General features: G+C 64.4%; 10 protein-coding genes. 9 read left to right on the top strand and 1 reads right to left on the bottom strand.

The features are described 5' to 3' along the window. Nucleotides 1–7 precede the first annotated feature (7 nt). The 4 genes from ACOOE2_RS06175 to ACOOE2_RS06160 are packed head-to-tail and all read left to right on the top strand — an operon-like array spanning nt 8 to nt 7,293. Nucleotides 8–2,092, top strand: a complete 2,085-nt coding sequence (locus ACOOE2_RS06175; protein ID WP_420382147.1) for an autotransporter assembly complex protein TamA — start codon at nt 8–10, stop codon at nt 2,090–2,092. Next, the gene (locus tag ACOOE2_RS06170; RefSeq protein ID WP_420382146.1) at nt 2,092–6,324 is read left to right on the top strand and encodes a translocation/assembly module TamB domain-containing protein; all 4,233 of its coding nucleotides are present in this window, start codon (nt 2,092–2,094) and stop codon (nt 6,322–6,324) included. The genes ACOOE2_RS06175 and ACOOE2_RS06170 overlap by 1 nt, the downstream gene beginning before the upstream one ends. 43 nt (nt 6,325–6,367) lie before the next feature. Next, nucleotides 6,368–6,538 (top strand): hypothetical protein, encoded by a 171-nt coding sequence (locus tag ACOOE2_RS06165; protein WP_420382145.1) that lies wholly within the window; start codon nt 6,368–6,370, stop codon nt 6,536–6,538. Between the two features lie 53 nt (nt 6,539–6,591). After that, the gene (locus ACOOE2_RS06160; protein WP_420382144.1) at nt 6,592–7,293 is read left to right on the top strand and encodes a glutathione S-transferase; all 702 of its coding nucleotides are present in this window, start codon (nt 6,592–6,594) and stop codon (nt 7,291–7,293) included. 27 nt (nt 7,294–7,320) lie between these two features. Here the strand turns inward: ACOOE2_RS06160 and ACOOE2_RS06155 are convergent, their stop codons facing one another. Continuing rightward, entirely contained in the window at nt 7,321–8,580 is a 1,260-nt protein-coding gene (locus ACOOE2_RS06155) for an MFS transporter (protein WP_420382143.1), read from the bottom strand. A 160-nt stretch (nt 8,581–8,740) separates the two neighbouring features. On the opposite strand from ACOOE2_RS06155, the gene ACOOE2_RS06150 reads away from it, so the two are divergent. From ACOOE2_RS06150 to ACOOE2_RS06130, 5 genes are read left to right on the top strand one after another with little or no spacing between them, the layout of a single operon-like run. Then, a complete protein-coding gene (locus tag ACOOE2_RS06150; RefSeq protein ID WP_420382142.1) occupies nt 8,741–9,850 on the top strand; it encodes a glycosyltransferase family 2 protein in 1,110 nt (369 codons plus the stop codon). 10 nt (nt 9,851–9,860) lie between these two features. After that, a complete protein-coding gene (locus ACOOE2_RS06145; RefSeq protein ID WP_420382141.1) occupies nt 9,861–11,768 on the top strand; it encodes a glycosyltransferase in 1,908 nt (635 codons plus the stop codon). 15 nt (nt 11,769–11,783) lie between these two features. Continuing rightward, on the top strand, nt 11,784–12,557 hold the full coding sequence (locus tag ACOOE2_RS06140; protein ID WP_420382140.1) for a sulfotransferase family 2 domain-containing protein: 774 nt from the start codon (nt 11,784–11,786) through the stop codon (nt 12,555–12,557). Between the two features lie 36 nt (nt 12,558–12,593). Then, complete coding sequence (locus ACOOE2_RS06135) at nt 12,594–15,497, top strand: glycosyltransferase (RefSeq protein WP_420382139.1); 2,904 nt, start codon at nt 12,594–12,596, stop codon at nt 15,495–15,497. Beyond that, nucleotides 15,418–17,259 (top strand): glycosyltransferase family 2 protein, encoded by a 1,842-nt coding sequence (locus tag ACOOE2_RS06130; RefSeq protein ID WP_420382138.1) that lies wholly within the window; start codon nt 15,418–15,420, stop codon nt 17,257–17,259. The genes ACOOE2_RS06135 and ACOOE2_RS06130 overlap by 80 nt, the downstream gene beginning before the upstream one ends. Nucleotides 17,260–17,326: the final 67 nt, after the last annotated feature.

Here is a 17,326-nt window from a genome sequence, read left to right as displayed (position 1 = left end):
ATAGCGCATGTCAGGTTCGAGCGCCCGGTTTTCGGGTAGCACCCATCTTCTGTGTTGTCTTGGCGCTGTTTCGTCGACGATCGTGATTGCAATGCCCGCCGGCGCGCTGGCGCGCCAGGCGGCCAGTCCGCCTACGCTCAATGATCCGTCGTTCGATGCCGCGCTGCCGCCGCTTGATAGCGCCGCGCCCCAGCCTGCCGCGCCACCCGTGCCAGTGGCCCCCCGTGCTCCGGCCCCGGACCCCGAACTCATCCAGCCGCTAGAGCCGATCGGCAGCGCCGACACCACGCCGCCTGCGCCGACTGCCGAACAGGCCGGCACCGGCGATGCGACGCTGCGGATCCGTTACGAAACAACGGTCACGGGCCTGGCCGGGTTCAAGACCGATGCGATCGAGGGCGATCTTGGGCGCCAGTTCCGCGCGCTGTCCGCGCTGATCAAGGATGGCAACAAGGCTGCCAACGCCGCACAGGTGAAGGCGCGCGCCGATGAGGACGTGCAACTGGCGCAGCGCATCATGAAAGCGGCGGGCTATTACGACGGCATCGCCAGTTCCACGATCGACCTGGTGCCGGGGCAGCCGGGCGTTGTGCGCGTCACACTGAGCGCGACACCGGGCCCGCGCTATGTGCTGAACACCATCACCGTGACCGGCGCGCCGCCCGAGCCCACGAAAATCGCACGTGATTCGCTGGGGCTCAAGGCCGGGCAGCCGGTCGATGCCGCGCTGATCGAGGGATCGGAGGCCAATGTCTCGCTGCAATTGCCGCAGTTCGGCTATCCGTTTGCCAAGCTGGGCGATCGCGATATTGCGCTCGATGACACTGTGCACAACGCCGACTATGTGCTGCCGATCGATGCCGGCGCGAAGTCGCGGTTCCGCAATATCCAGACGACCGGCGACCCGGTGTTCACCGTTTCGCATCTGAACGTGTTTCCCCGCTACAAGCCGGGCGACGTTTACGACAGCCGCCTGGTCGAGGATATCCGCCAGGCCCTGGTCGCGACCAGTCTGTTTTCGACCGTGTCGGTCGAGCCGGTCAAGACCGGCGTGATCAACCCCGATGGCACCGAAGCGGTCGATCTGCTGGTGCGCCAGACCAAGGGCCCGTGGCACAGCCTGGCCGCGACCGCAGGCTATTCCACCGGCCAGGGCGCGACCGCAACCGGCAGCTACACCTGGCGCAATCTGTTTTCGCCCGAAGGCGCGCTGATCCTGACCGCGGTTGCCGGTACGCAGGAACAGGGCGGCAGTGTGACGTTCCGCCGATCGGACGCCGGCCAGCGCGATCGCACGTTCCAGACCGTGCTGGCGATCGATAACAACCGGTATGCTGCATACAAGGCGGATACGGCCGATCTGTCGGTGTCGCTGTCGCGCACCAGCACGCCGATCTGGCAGAAGCGCTGGACCTGGTCGCTTGGCGCCGAAATCGTCGGCACCAACGAGGCAGGCGCGGCGCTGACCCTGGGCGGGGCGCAGCCGCGCATCACGTACCTGGTCGGCGCGATCCCGCTGCTGCTGGGTTATGACCGGTCGGACAGCCTGCTCAATCCGACCAAAGGCTTTCGCATCACGGCCAAGCTGAGCCCGGAAACCTCGCTGAAAGGTGGCAAGGTCAGCCCGTATGCCCGCACTTTGCTGCTGGCCACCGGCTATTATCCGATATCGCCATCCCTGGTGCTGGCCGCGCGCGGGCAAGTGGGGTCGATCTTCGGCACGTCGGTCGATGATCTGGCACCGTCGCGGCGGTTGTATTCGGGCGGCGGCGGATCGGTGCGCGGCTATGGCTACCAACAGCTGGGGCCAAAGGACGCGAACAACAACCCGATCGGCGGACGCGACCAGACAGAATTCGCGATCGAGGCGCGCTATCGCTTCGGCAACTACGGGATCGTGCCGTTTATCGATGGCGGGCGCGTGGGCGAAAGTTCGACGCCCGGTCTGTCGGGAATGCGCTATGGCGCGGGGATCGGCGGGCGGTTTTATACCAATTTCGGGCCGTTGCGCGTCGATGTGGCCACACCGATCGCCCGCAAGCCGGGTGAATCGGTGATCGCGCTGTATATCGGCATCGGGCAGGCATTCTGATGGCCGACGACACCACCGCCACGCCTGAAACCCCTGCAACCGTTACCAGGCGCAAGCCGCTGCCGGCGCGCATCGCGTTGTGGATCGCAGGCGCGCTCGGCGTGCTCATGGTCCTGCTCCTGGCGATTGTGTTCGCGCTGAACACGCAGCCCGGCCATCGTTTTCTGGCGAACCGGATCGGGGATTACACCACCGAATCGGGAATCAGCATTCATCCCGGCCGGATCGAAGGATCGATCTTCGGCGACATGACCATTTTCGACCTGGCGGTAAACGACCAGAAGGGCGCATTTCTGACCGTGCCCAAGCTCGAGATTGACTGGCGGCCGTTTGCCTATGCGCACAAGCTGATCGACGTGCGTTCCGCTGTTGCCGGGGAAGCGACGCTGCTGCGCTCGCCCGCGCTGAAACCCACGCCGCCGCCAAAGCCAGATGAACCGCTGCTGCCCGATATCGATCTGGCCCTTGGCCAGTTGCGCGTCGATCGCTTCACGATCGAGCCCGCGGTCGATGGCAAGCGCCATCTACTGAGCATCAATGGCAAGGCCGCGTTGGCGCAGGGGCGTGCGCAGATCGATGTCGGCGTACGCGCAGTCGATGCGCCCGGGTTGGCGGGGGGCGACAATTTCCGGCTGAAGCTGGACGCGGTGCCCAAGGAAAACCGGCTGCTGGTCGATTTGAAACTGGCCGCGCCCGCCGGCGGGCTGGTCGATAGTTACGCGCATCTGGGCAAGTCGCTCGCGCTCAGCCTCGACGGCCATGGCGACTGGGCCAACTGGCACGGTGCGTTGCGTGCACAAGCCGGAACCACGCCTTTGGTCGACCTCAGCCTGACCGGTCAGAGCGGGCATTTTCAGTTCAGGGGCCGCGCCGTGCCCAATGCCATTCTGGCGGCGGGACCGGTCACACGCCTGACCGCGCCCGAAGTCGACGTAACCGGCAGTGTCGTGCTGGGTCAGCGCAATGCCGACGTGGTTTTTGCCGCGCATTCGTCGGCGCTGGCGGTCGATGCGCAAGGGCTGGTGAACCTTGCCAACAACAGCCTCGGCAATTTCCGCCTTGGCGTGCAATTGCTGACACCGGGATCGATTGCGCCGGGCGTCAACGGGCGCGACGTGCGGCTCGATGCCGTGATCGATGGTGCGATTGCCACGCCGACGATCGATTACAAGCTCAGCGCAGGAGCGCTCGGTTTCAACGCGATGGCGATCGAGGGCTTGCGGGCGAGTGGTCATGCCACGGTCGATGCGATGCATATTCTTGTGCCGATTGCCGCGACCGCGCAGCGTGTTTCCGGATTGAATGCCGCGGCGGGCGGGTTGCTGACGCATTTGTCGGCCAACGGCACAGTCGCTTATGCCAATGGCAAGCTGCTGACCGACAACCTGGCGCTGAAGTCCGACCGCATCAATGCGACCGTGATCGCGATCGCCGACCTGACGCGCGGGACTTACACCGGCGCGCTCAAGGGCCGGGTCAACGATTACCAGATCGATGGTCTGGGCCGGGTCAATCTGGAAACCGATGCGCATCTGGTGCCCGCGAAGAACGGTGGCTTTGGCATCGTTGGCTGGGTCCATGCGCAGACCACGCGGATCGACAACGCATCCGTGCGCCAGTTCCTTGGCGGCAATGCGCTGTTGACCGCCAATGTCGGCTATTCCGCCGACAGCGTGGCCAGCCTGTCCAATCTGCAGGTCAACGCCCCTGCACTGCATGTCGCGGGCGGTGAAGGCCGCTACATGTCCGACGGGCGCATTCTGTTTCGCGCCAATGGCACCAGCAAGCAGTACGGACCGTTTTCGCTCGATGCGAACGGCACCGTGGCAAAGCCGGTGGTGCATCTGCATGCGGATCGGCCAAACGTGGGCGTGCAGCTGTCCAATGTCGATGCGCGGCTGTCGGGCAATGGCGCAGGCGGGTATGAAGTGGTCGCCACGGGCGGATCGCCGTACGGGCCGTTTGCCGGCGATGTCGTGATCATGACCGCCAAGGGCCCGTTGCGGCTGAACATCAAGAGCGCGCAATTTGCAGGTATCAAATTTGCCGGCGCGCTGGTGCAGACGCCGACCGGGCCGTTTGCCGGTGCACTTACGCTGAACGGATCGGGTTTTAACGGCCGGGTGCAACTGGCCGCTGCGGACAAGATCCAGCGCGCGGATGTGTCCGTGACCGCCAGCGCGGCGCATGTGCCGGGGCCGACAGCAACAACGATCGGCGCCGGGATCATCAAGGCAAGCGTGTTGCTGTATCCCGGCGCGCCATCGATCACCGCCGATGCGCACCTGACCGATGTGCGTCAGGGGCCGACGATCATCAGCAACGTGCAGGCACGCGTACGCTATCAGCAGGGACGCGGCACCGTGGCCGTCGTCGCGGCGGGCCATGCCAGCGTGCCGTTCAACCTGGCCGCGCAAGCCGCGATCGATCCCAGCCGGATCGTCGTCAACGCGCGCGGCAGCGCCAGCAACATCGCGTTCAGTCTCGCAGGCCCCGCGACGATTATAAAATCGGGCAATGACTGGCGGCTGGGCAATACGACGATCATGCTGCCCAATGGGCAGGTCGTGCTGTCGGGCAGCTATGGCGCGCACTCGCAAGTGCATGCGTCGATCGTCAATCTCGACCTTTCGATCATCCAGGCGGTCGCCCCCGGGCTGACCGTCGGCGGCAAGGCGACCGGAACTGTCGACTTCGCGATGGATGGCAGCAATGCCATTCCGGTGTCGCAGACGCGGCTCGATATCGCCGGGTTTACGCGCACCGGCGCGCTGACCGTATCCGATCCGCTCAATCTGGCGGTGCTGGCCAAAACCGGGGCCGATGGCGCGAACGTCTCGGCGCTGATCCGGCGTGGCACCGCGATCGTGGGCCGGGCGCAGGCGCGCATTGCGCCTGGCGGCGGGGCGGCATGGACCGAGCGGCTGATGCATGGATCGCTGGCGGGCGGCATCCGCTATGCCGGGCCAGCAGAACTGTTGTGGACTCTGAGCGGGATTGCCGGGCAGGAAGTGTCCGGACCGGTCGCACTGGCCGCCGATTTCGGCGGCCGGGTCGAGCAGCCGACGCTGACCGGTGTCGTGCGCGCGGACCACCTGCGTTATGAAAACGATACGTATGGCACGGTCATTTCGAACATCGTCATCGATGGCCGGTTCACGCAGTCGGCCTTGGTGCTCAACCAGTTTACCGGCAAAGCGGGCGATGGCACGGTATCGGCATCGGGGTCGGCAAGCATCGACGCCACCGCCGGCTATCCGATCAACCTGAATGTCAAGCTCGCCAACGCGCGCTTGGCCAAGAGCGATGCACTGGGCGCGACCGTGACCGGGCAGATCGCAGTGACCAACAGCAAGGCCGCGGGCGGCGCAATCCAGGGCGATATTCAGCTGGGTGAAGCGCGGTACCAAATTATCCGCCAGGGCGCAGCCGAAGTGCCCGAATTGACCGGCGTGCACCGCAAGGGCGTACCGTTGCAGACCGCCGCAGCCGCCGATGCGGGCCCTGCCCCATCGCGCTGGAAACTGAACTTGCGCATCCATGCGCCGGGACGGATTTTCGTGTCGGGCATGGGGCTGGAGGCAGAATGGTCGACTGACATGCGGATTACGGGCACGGCGGGTGCGCCGGCTGTCGTGGGCGAACTCGATGTCGTGCGCGGAACGTTCAGTTTCTCGGGGAAAAACCTCGACCTGGACAACACCAGCAAAGTGACGTTCGATGGTGGTTCGCTGACCAATCCGGTGCTGGCGATCACCGCCAACACCACGGTCAGTTCGGTGACGGCCATGATCGCGATCACCGGCCGCGCGCAGCAGCCCCAGATCGCCTTTACATCGACCCCCGCGCTGCCGCAGGACGAAGTGCTGTCGCGGCTGCTGTTCGGCACATCGGTCACGTCGCTATCGCCGACCGAGGCGGTGCAACTGGCCGCCGCGCTCAATTCGCTGCGCGGATCGGGCGGCGGGTTCAATCCGCTGGGCAAGATCCGCTCGGTCGCAGGCTTCGACCGGTTGCGTATCCTGGGCGCCAATCCGGCGACCGGCCAGGGCACCAGTCTGGCTGCGGGCAAATACATCGCGCGCAATGTCTACGTCGAGGTCGTCACAGACGGGCGCGGCTTTACGGCGACGCAGCTCGAAATCGCGCTGTCCAAGGCGCTGAGCGTGCTAAGCTCGACCGGCAGTTTTGGTGGGTCGAACGCCAGTCTGCGCTACCGCAGGGATCACTGAGCGGAACCGATCGGGATTTTGCCCTGAAGGAGCGCCCCACGCCTTGTTTCATTTGACCGTCGCCATTGCCCGGTTCTTCGAATTCCTGCTGATGGATATCGTCAAATCGGTTGCGGGCGTGGCGGCCATTGCGCTGGGCGTGCTGGTCGTGGGCGCGGCGGGGATCGTTGCGCTTTTGCGTGTCGGGCGAAAGACGCGGCGTACGCCGAAGTAATTGCAACAATGGCGCTGTTCGCCGGTTTCACGAAGGATCACAGGAGCACCGCGATGTCCGATTACGAACTGTATTACTGGCCGGTGCCGTTTCGCGGGCAATTCGTGCGCGCGGTGCTGGCGTTCGCCGGCAAGACCTGGACCGAGGGCGGGGCCGAGACCATTGCCGCGCTGATGGGTGGCCCGGTCAAGGGTATGCCGGTGCCGTTCATGGGCCCGCCAGTGCTGATCGATAAAAGTGCGGACTTCGCGATCGCCCAGATGCCGGCGATCGTGCTGTATCTTGGCGAGGCGCTGCGCCTGATGCCGGGCACGCCGGCGTTGCGCGCGCTCACGATCAAGATCGTCAACGACGCCAACGATGTCATCGACGATATCACCCAGCATGGCGGGCGCGAAATGTGGTCGGCGCAGACCTGGGACGAGTTTCAGCCGCGGTTGCGCAAGTGGATGTCGTTCTGGGATGAAACCGGGCGCCGTCATGGGTTGCAGGCGGATACGGAGTTTTTGCTTGGTGGGGATGCGCCGGGAATTGCCGACGTGGTAACCGCGACGTTGTGGGCGACGATGGCCGACCGGTTTGGCGCGATTGGCGACTTGCTGAAGCAGGCGGCGCCGATGACCGCTGCGCTGACGGCACGCATTGCGGCTTTGCCCCCGCTGGCAGACCTCGCCGCAAAAGCGCGGCAGGACTACGGCGAGGCCTATTGCGGGGGCGAGATCGAAGCCTCGCTGCGCAAGGTTCTGGACGCCTGAAAAAGCACTCCCCGTGAGGAGAGGGGCTCAAGAAGATGCAGCGCGCGGGCCCGTATTGCCCCAATCGACCGGCTCGACCTTGCCCAGGATGAGCACCCAGCCGACCAGACCCAGCACATCGATCAGGCCGGCCACCAGGAACGCGGTGACATACGAGCCCGAACTGGCGTCGATCAGCACGCCGGCAAACACCATGCCGATAATCCCCGGAAAATTGCCGATCATGTTCTGGATACCCACCCAGCGGGCCACGCCGCGCGGACCGGCCATCAGCTGCGGAATCATGAAATACGGCGGCGATGACAGGCCCAGGAATATTTCGTAGGCAAACAGGCACGCCAGGCAGCCCCTGATCGGCAGAACCGGCATAGCCAGCATCGTGACCAGGCCGACGACCTGCGCCGAAGCCAGTGGCAATTTGCACACCAGCGTCGCCGACCAGCCTTTTTCCATCGCGCGGCCCATCGCCCAACCGCCCAGCAGCGCCGCCAGCGCATTGACCAGATACGCCGCCGACGCGACTTCGGCCATCTGGACTTTGTCGAAGCCGCGCGCCTTTTCCAGGTACAGCGGCAGGTAGCCAAGGATGAAATACCAGTTCCAGTTCCCCGCGAAGTGCCCGAGCGATGCGCCCCACAGCGATCGCTGCGCCAGAATGCGGCGCAACGGGACAGCCTCGATCGGTGTTTGATCGCGGTGATGTTCGGGTCGCAACTGGATCCGGCTCCACGGCAGCAGCCACAGCAGCGACGCCAGGCCGAAACCGATGAACACCGGCCGCCAGCCCCATTGCGCCATCAGCACGCCGCCGAGCAATGTGCCCACCGCCGGCCCGACCATATAGCCAAAGCCGATGATACCGTTGGCCAGCCCGACTTTTTTGCGCGGGACATGCGCAGCAATAAGCTTTGACGCGGTGGTAAAGCCGACGCATTCGCCCAGCCCGAGACAGAACCGCAACACGATCAATTGTGGAAAACTGGTGGCAAATCCGGTCAGCAAGGTCGACAGCGACCACAGCGTGGCACCCAGCGCAAGCACGCGCTTTGCCCCCCAGCGATCGACGAGTGCCCCCACCGGCAATTGCAGCAGAGTATAACTGAAATAGAACGCCGCCAGCAGCGAGCCATAGCGTGTTGCGGACAGGTTGAGATCTGCACTGATCTGCTTTGCGCCGGTCGCCAGATTTCCGCGATCGATGTAATTGATGAACAGGGACAGGCCAATCAGTCCGACCAGAACCATGGGTGGCGTGAAGCGCGGTTTGGCAACAGTCGTGACGATCAATTTCGGCCTTTCGGATGCCAGCGACGGCGATGGCAAAGCAGCGATGCGATCATGCGCAGATGTCCTAAGCAAAGGAAAGTGTGTCTATCGCGCTTGAAAAGCCTGGACGAGGTCCTGTACGGCAGCCATGCGCAAGTGCAGAATCTCGGGGCTTAAAAGCATGCCAAAATCGATGGATATCGTTGTCACGACCTGCAACGATTCCGAATTCCTGCGAGAGGCATTGCTGTCGATCATCTATGGCGCGCAAGGGGCCGGTCTCTTGCGCCGGATCGTGGTGGTCGACGATGCGTCGCGCGCCGATGCTGCGGCGCAAGTCACCGCTGTGGTCGACGAGATGAAACCGCTGCACCAGGACATCGTGGTGTTGCGCAACAGCGCCAATTGCGGCCTGTCGCATTCGCGCAATCGCGGCATCCGGCTGTGCACGTCGGAATATGTCAGCTTTCTGGATGCCGATGACCTGAAACCTGCGGGCTGGGGCGCGATCGTGCAGGATATCCTGACCGCGCAAGAGCCGGAATACCTGTTCACCTGCTCGGCGCTGATCGACGACCGCTATACTTTTGCACCGTTTTACGACCATGAGACAGCGGATAAGCTGTTTCAGGGCGAAACGATCCGCGAATTCACCGGCCATCGGCGGTTCCTGCCGCTGATGCTGGAGCCCCAGATCGGCAACAAGTACTTCAAACTGGCCACGATCAACGCCTATCTGTTTCCGATCGGGCGCAAGTTCGAGGATCTGTACCTGGTCGCGCGCATGACGCTGAACCTCGACCGCGTGGTTGGCGCCAATGTCGTGACGCATTTGTACAACACCACCGAACGCGCCGGCCGGGTCACCATGACGCCGAGGCTGAAGGCGGATATCATCGGCAATGTCGCGGGTATCTATGCCATTTTCGCCTACCATTTCGACACCGTGCACGAAGCGATCGAGGCAAAGGCGAAAGATGCCGGCGCACGCGCGAGCGAGGCGGCCGGGCGCGAGCTGAAGATCCTCCAGATCGAGCGCCAGTTCGCTTATGCCGCGCTCAAGTTCGCCTTCATCCGCATGCTCGACTGGTCTGTCAACACCATCGCGATCGGCGATATGGAACGCTTTGTCGGCCGGGTCGGGCAAGTGTTCCGCGCGCTGCCGCCGCAGCCTTCGGTGGCGCAGATGCTGAACGACCTGGCCAATCCGCGCACACTGGAATGGTACGACAAGGTAGCGGAACTGTTCACGAATGCGGACACCACTTATCTGTGCCAGGTTTACGCGTGAGGATCGCATCATGACCGTTACCGTCACCCGCATGGCACGCGAAGTCGGCCGCAATCTGCGCAAGATGTCCCGGTCGCGTGCGCCGGTCGATGACAATGGCGAAATCTGGCGCCGCTTTGCGACGCTCGAGACCACCATGGCCGGCTGTCGCGGCGGCAGCGATGCGGTGCAGTGGTACAAGACGCTGGCCACGCGCGACGAGGCCTTGCGCCCGCTGATCTCCGACGCTGTCGAGCGTTTCCTGGCGGTCTACCGCGCCGGCATCCTGTTGCCGATGCCGCAGGACGGGGTGATCCTCGACATCGGCGCCGGTTGCGGGTTGTTTGCGGTGCTGGCGGCGCTGCTGCATCCGGCCAAGACGATCCGGGCATTCGAACCCGACGAGGACCTGTGCGCCCTCGTCCGTGCGGCCTTGTCGGAACTTGGTCTTGTGACGGTAGAGCTGGTCTGTGCAGCGGTGGTTCCTGCTGGCACGCCGGACAAGGCCAACCGGCTCGATATCTTTGAGGATACGGTGTTTCGCTCGGTGGGCACGACCGGGGCGCAGCAGGTCAAAGTCATGACCGTGACCGACATGCCGCTCAACGCCGATGCGCCGATCGCCCTGTTGAAGATCACCGCGCCGGGCATGACATTGCCGCTGGCGCACGAGTTGGCCGGCCGCACCCACGCACTGCTGGCCGAAGTGTGGCAGGTCGATTACGCTGCGCCCGATCACCCGGTGCTGGCCGCGCTGATCGACCGGATGCCGATGGCTTGCGTGCGCGACGCGGAATCGGCGGTGCTGTACAAGACCACCGCTGCCGATCGCACAGGACGGGTGAAATCAGGCTGGAGCACGGCGATCATTCCCGGCAGGGCGGGTCCGCTGATTTCGGTGATCGTGCCGACGTACAATATCGGCGATCTGATCGAGCCTTGCGTGGAATCGCTGATCGCGTCGATCGACCGCCCCACCGAAATCCTGGTCATCAACGATGGCGCGACGCAAAAGGAAACGCTGGCCTCGCTGAAAAAGGTCGCGGGCATGGCGCATACCCGCGTCATCGACAAACCCAACGGCGGCTGCGCCTCGGCGCGCAATTTCGGGATGCAGGTGGCTGCCGGAAAATTCGTGACGCTGATCGATGGCGACGATCTGGTCGAGCCGGCGTTCCTGCCCCTGCTGTCCGAAGCGATCCATATCCAGGGGACCAATATCGCCGAGATCGGTTTTGCCGATTACATGATGGATAGCGGCCGGATCAAGGATATTCCCGAGCCCTATGCCGAGACGGCGGCCTCGCGCGGGATCCTGGGCTATGACAGCAATCTGTGGTCGCTGCTGCGGCGCCAGCCGGCAATCTGGCGGCGGCTGTATCGTACCGACTGGCTGCGCCAGAACGGGCTGACATTTCCCGAATCGCTGAAAGCCTATGACGACATGGAGTTCCAGTTCCTGTCGCTGTATCTCAACGGCGGTGTGGCCTATGCCAACACGCGCGGCTATCTTTATCGCAAGGATCGCCCGGGACAGGATGTCGCAGCATCGGACACGCGTCATTTCGGCACGTTCCAGATGCTGGTGACGATCGAGAATTTCCTGCGCAACCGGCGCGCGCACCGCGATCATTTCGTGATGTTCGATCTCTTTGCGCTGGATTGCCTGGCGTGGTCCTATTCGTTGATCAACCCACGGCTGCACGTGCCGTTCCTCGATGCGGCGCGCACGTTTCTGCTCGGCGGCAAAAGCTTCGAACGCGCGGCCAATGTGCATTGGGAGATCACGCGGCAGATCGGTTCTGCCACCAGCAATTTTGCGCGCGATTTCTGCGCCGAGATCCCCGATCGCCATGCTTTGCAATTGGTGCATGATCGCGTGGCCCATTACGCCGATCACGTGTACGACTATCACTTTCCGCTGGAAGTGAGCGGCTGACGGCGGGAGGCACCGATGTTTGGCGGCGAATTCGGGATCGCGCATCATTACTGGCATGAGGCGACGCGCACAGTGATCTGCGTGCCGCCCAAATGCGGTTCATCGGCAATCAAATATGCGTTGATCATGGCGGAACATCCGCATCTGGGCGCGCTGTTCCGCAATGAGCCGTCGCGGGTACACGGGTTTGCGCACCTCGCGCTGGTCAAGCGCAAGTCGCAGATTGTCGAGGCCGGGCGGCGGCTGTTCATGGTGCGCAACCCGGTGCGTCGCACGCTGAGCGCGTTCCTATCGAAATTCGTCGTCTGGCCCGATGATGACGTGTTGCGCGGGATCTGCGCGCTCGCGGAGATTCCGCCCGATGACATGACGTTCCGGCTGTTTGTGCAGACTGTTGCGGCGATGCCGGATGTGCAGCTCGATCCGCATTTCTGCTCGCAGGAGCATTTTTTCTGCCTGCCGCAAAAGGACTACGAGCTGATGTCGGTGGATAGCGAAGGCGGCAATGCGTTCGCCGGCCTGCTGAATGGTATCCATCCCGGATCGTCCGCGACGTTTCGCGAATTCGAGGCGCGGGCGGTGGAGGCAAAGCTGGGGCCGGTCGAGCACGGCGAACGACCAGCGGTGCGCGGGCGGCTCGCCGATCTGCCGGTCAAGCGGTTGCGGTATCTGCGCTTTAACGGGGCAGACTTGCCCGACGGCGAATTCCTGTTCGACGGATGCGAACAAACGATCCTTGCCCGTTATGCGTTCGATGCCACGCTCAACGCTTACGCGCTTGCCGCATAAGGCGGGGTCTGGTTTGTTCGACCTGCAATTCGGCCAGTGCGCGGACAGCATGTGGTGACGCTGATCCAGCGTGCTGTCTTTCCCGACGCGGCCATCAACGCAGAACGGTCGCTGTTTTATCACGCGACGGGCGCAATGGAATGCGATCAGACCGGCTGTGTGCGGCTGGATGACGGCACTACGTTCACGCTCGATGGCTATTACAATGTACTGCCGGGGCAGCTTTACGATTGGGACGGGCGCAGCCTGGCGTTCACGCTACGCGGGGTGGGGCGCGTGCGGGCCGAAATCCGGCGGTTGGCGGTTGATGGTTCCTCACGTCCTGTTGCCACGGCAGAGCTTGTTCTCGATCCCAAATTGCCCGCCTTGCTGCCGGTGGAGGAAACGCCCGACGGGCTGATGTTTGCGGTGCTGACGGCGCTGGGGCCGGTACAGGCGTGCGATCTTGCCTTTGTCATCGCCGGGCGCGCGCCGCGTGTCGCCTTCATTGCCGGGTGCATCACGACGTTCGCGCGTGAGGCGGCACTGGCAGACACACTTGGCCGGCTCGATCGTTATATCGCGGTAAACCCAGATCTGCGCGATCGTTTTCGTCTTCTGGTGATCGATAACGGCTCCACGCTGGCGCCGCTGCCCTTGGCCTGGGCAACACTGGTCCACAATCCGAACTGGGGCGGATCGGGCGGGTTTGCGCGCGCACTGCACGCGCTTTCGGGCGATCCTGGCGTGACGCATGCGCTGTTCATGGATGACGATGCGCGCTTTTTTCCCGACGCGATCCGCCGCACCTGGGCGATCCTGGCCTATGGCATCGATCCCGATCTGGCGATCAGCGGCGCCCTGATCGTGGCGCAGGACCCGGCAGTGATGTTTGAAAATGGCGCCTGTTTTCGCGATGTGCCGGTGCGCCGTGATGCCGGCATGGACCTGTCCAGCCGCCAGAGCGTTGCCGCGCTGTCGCACGGCGCTTCGACGCCGGGCGATCACCGCTATGGTGCATGGTGGTTCTTCTGTTTTCCGCTGGCGCAGGCGCGGATCTGGCCGTTCCCGTTTTTCGTGCGCGGCGACGATATCCATTTTTCGCTGGCGAACCGCTTTCGCATTGCCAATCCGGTCGGTATTGCGGCAGTGCAGGACAGTTTCGATCACCGCCAGACGCCGCTCAGCGTCTATCTCGATACCCGGCAGCAAGTGTTGCAAATGCTGATGTTTTTTCAAGGCGACGCAGCGCATCACACGATTGCGCAGTCAATCCGGGCCAATTTCCGGCGGTACAACGCGGCCTATCACTATGGCACCGCGGGTGCGATCATCCAGGCGCTTGCCGATGTGGCACAAGGGCCGTCGTTCTGGGACGCGAATCTGGGCCTCGAGCGGCGGCGGCGCGAATTGCGGCATCGCGCGGCGTGCGAGTATCCGGCGCCGGATTGCCCGGCTGCCGACGAAACCGCGCCGATCAGGCTGCCGTTCGGGCTGACCTGGCTGGCACGGCGCCTGACGTATGACGGGCATATCCTGCCCCGCTGGAGTTTGCGCCGCAGCGATGCCTGCACCTCGCTCGACCGGCGGGGCGATCGTCATGCAGCGTTCGGGCACCGTGCGCTGGTCACGCGCGATGTGCAAACCGGCATGGGCACCATCTGCCGGATGGACCGGGCGCGCTATTTTGCCAACCGGCGTGGCTTTGCGCGGGTTTCTCGCGCCCTGCTGGCGCGGCTCGACACGCTGGCTACCGAATACCGCGAGGCGCAGGATGCGCTGGCGTCGCCGGCGGCCTGGGCGCGCCGGTTTGCGCAACTGACAGTCGCGGCGCCCGCGCCGGTGGTGGCGGTCGACGCGAAGCTGGAACGCAGCCAACCCTCGGGTGTGCGCAGCTATGGCATGGCGCTTACCGAAATCCTTGGCCAGGCGGGTTGCGAAATCGCAACCGTGCGCGATGCCGGCCATGTACCAGCCGGGCGCATTGCCCTGATGCTTCAGCCGACACGGCGGCTTGTGGCGAGTTCGGGCGCCGCGGCCGATCTGACGGCGGCGGGCCTGTTCCGCCTGGCGCAAAGCCGGTTTCACCGACTGGGCCGGATGACCGCCGTCCATGCCGGATCGCCGCCTGATCTGGCGTGGTGGACGTATCCGCTACCGCTGCGTCTGGCAGGTGTGCCCAATATCTATACCGTGCACGATCTGATCCCGCTGGCCGATCCTGGCAACTCGCCTGTGTCCGCGCCCCGCCTGCTGCGCTTGCTGCGCCTGATCGAGGCCAGCGCCAACCACGTCGTCACGGTGTCGCATGCCAGCCGTGATGATCTGCTGGCGCGGCTCGGCTGGGATCCCGGATTTGTGTCGGTGCTTTATCAATCGAGCGCGCTGACCACGCCCGAGACGATCGATGCCGCCGGGCGCAACGATCCGGCCGCACCGCTGGTGTGCGTCGGGTCGGTCGAGCCGCGCAAGAACATCGCGCGGCTGCTGGCGGCCTATCGCGCATCTGGCACGGCACGGCCGCTGATGCTGTGCGGCGCAGCTGGCTGGCACAGCGCGCAGATCATGCGCGAGATCGAGCAGACCCCCGGCGCAAGCTGGACCGGCGTGCTGAGCGATCGCGATCTGGAAGCATTGCTGGCGCGCGCGCGGGCGCTGATATTCCCCAGCCTGGCGGAAGGGTTTGGCCGCCCGCTGGTGGAGGCGATGCAGTTCGGCCTGCCGATCATCGCCTCGGGCCTGGCGCCGTCGCGCGAAGTGGCGGGTGACTGCGCGCTGTTTTTTCCCCCGCACGACACAGGCGCGCTGGCCGAGGCGATCGTCCGGATCGACACCGATGACGATCTGGTGCGCGACCTGGGAACAAGGGCGCGCGCGCGGTTTGCCAGCACGTTCGACCGTGATGTGCTGGCAGGCGAATATCGCCGGTTTGTGGCCAGGTTTGCTGCCGCGCGTGGGTGATCCTGCCATTCTCCAGGCAGTGCCGCTCGCGCTCGATCCGCATGCGCTCGTGTTCGAGGCATGGGGCGATGTGCAGGTCGCGCACGATGGCACGTGGCTGGGCGCGGATGCCGGGTGCCAGGTGCGGCTGAACGGTGTGTTTGCCAGTTTTGCCGAAACCTACTGGCAGCGCCACACGCATGTGCGCCAGGTGCAGTTTGCGCTTTCGCTGACCGGTGAAGCGGCGTTGCGCATTTTTCGCCGTGATGTTGCCGTGGGCGCAGACGTCTGCGTGTTCGAGGCGTGGTATCGTTTTGCCGAGCCGCACGATGTCACGGTGCCGATCACGCTTTCCGATCAGGGCGAAACGCTGTTGTGGGCCGAGCTGAGTTTCAGGGATGCATCGACGATTGCCGACGCGCGCTGGCAGGCCGAGGCCGCGCCACTGCGCGAACCGTCGCTGTGCGCGGTCATCTGCACCTTTAACCGCGATGCTGACCTGATCGCCAATTTCGCCGCGCTGCAACGCTGCGTGGCGCGCCCGTTCGACCGGATCGTGGTGGTCAACCAGGGCGCGCCCGGGCTGGCGCAACGTCTGGATACGGCGGGCGTCGCCCTGGCCGGGGTGGCGCTGGATGTGGTCGAGCAGGCCAACCTGGGCGGGGCGGGCGGATTTACGCGCGGGATGATGGCGGCGCTCGACGGCGCGGCGACGCATATCGTGCTGATGGATGACGACATCGCGATCGAACCGATGGTGCTGCAGCGACTGCGCGCAATCTATCGCTATGCCACGACGCCGCTGTGCATCGGCGGCGCGATGTTCGATCTGTTTGCGCGCACGCGGCTTACGTCGGCGGGCGACATGATCCACGCGTCGCGCCCCGAAATCATCACCTTGCGCGACCCATGGGCCGACGACGCGCGCGATCCCGCCACGCGCGACTATATCGCGCGCCACCGCACGCCCGATTTCAACGCATGGTGGTGCCTGGCGATACCGCGCGAGGTGGTGGAGGCGCAGGGCCTGCCCCTGCCCTTGTTCATCCGCGGCGACGATGTGGAATATGGCTATCGGCTGACGCAGGCCGGCGTGCCGACGCTGTGCTGGCCCGGCGTCGCGGTATGGCACCGCCCGTTTTCGCTCAAGTCGCATGCGTGGCATTATTTCTACGACCGGCGCAACAGCCTGTTCCTGTGCGAAATGCACGGCCGGTTCACTCGGTGGCACCTCGCGGGCATGATCATCGGCAGTTTTTTCAGCCACTTGCTGCGGTATGATTATGCGCGCGCTGAAATGCTGGCCCGGGGTCTGGCCGCGTTCAACCGGGGCCCGGCGGGCCTGCTGGCGTGGAGCGCGGACGATCATGTCGCGCTTACCCGGCCAGTGCCGCAGGAATACCGCGAAGCCGGCCGCCCGCTGCCGCGCCGGTGCACGCAGATGCGCCCTGCCCCCGCTGTGCGACCGCGCGGGGCGATGCTGCGCCAGGTGCTGGTCGATCTGTTTGCGCCGATGATCAAGTTTCGGCACCGCTTCGGCTTTATCCGCGCCGAGCACCTGAGCCCGTTTGCACTGCCCAGGCCGCGGATCATCCTGATCCGCCGGCCGAACATGCGCAAACTGGAGATGCGGCGCTACAAATGGCTGCGCGGGTGGCGGCTGACAGTGATCATGCTGTGGCATGTTGCGGTGCTGCTGCTGGTACGCCGCCTGCGGCCTGCGCTGCTGAACGCTTTGACCACGTCCGAAGCCTGGGAACACTATCTGGGCCGGCATCGATAAGTGCCAGCATGCCTTTCGCCGCGACCGTAAAAGTGGCAGATTGCATCGCGTAACAGTTCCGCCGCCA

Origin of the sequence: Novosphingobium sp., assembly GCF_965214355.1 — a bacterium.
Classification (GTDB): Bacteria; Pseudomonadota; Alphaproteobacteria; order Sphingomonadales; family Sphingomonadaceae; genus Novosphingobium.
This window is presented reverse-complemented; position numbering and strand designations above follow the sequence as displayed.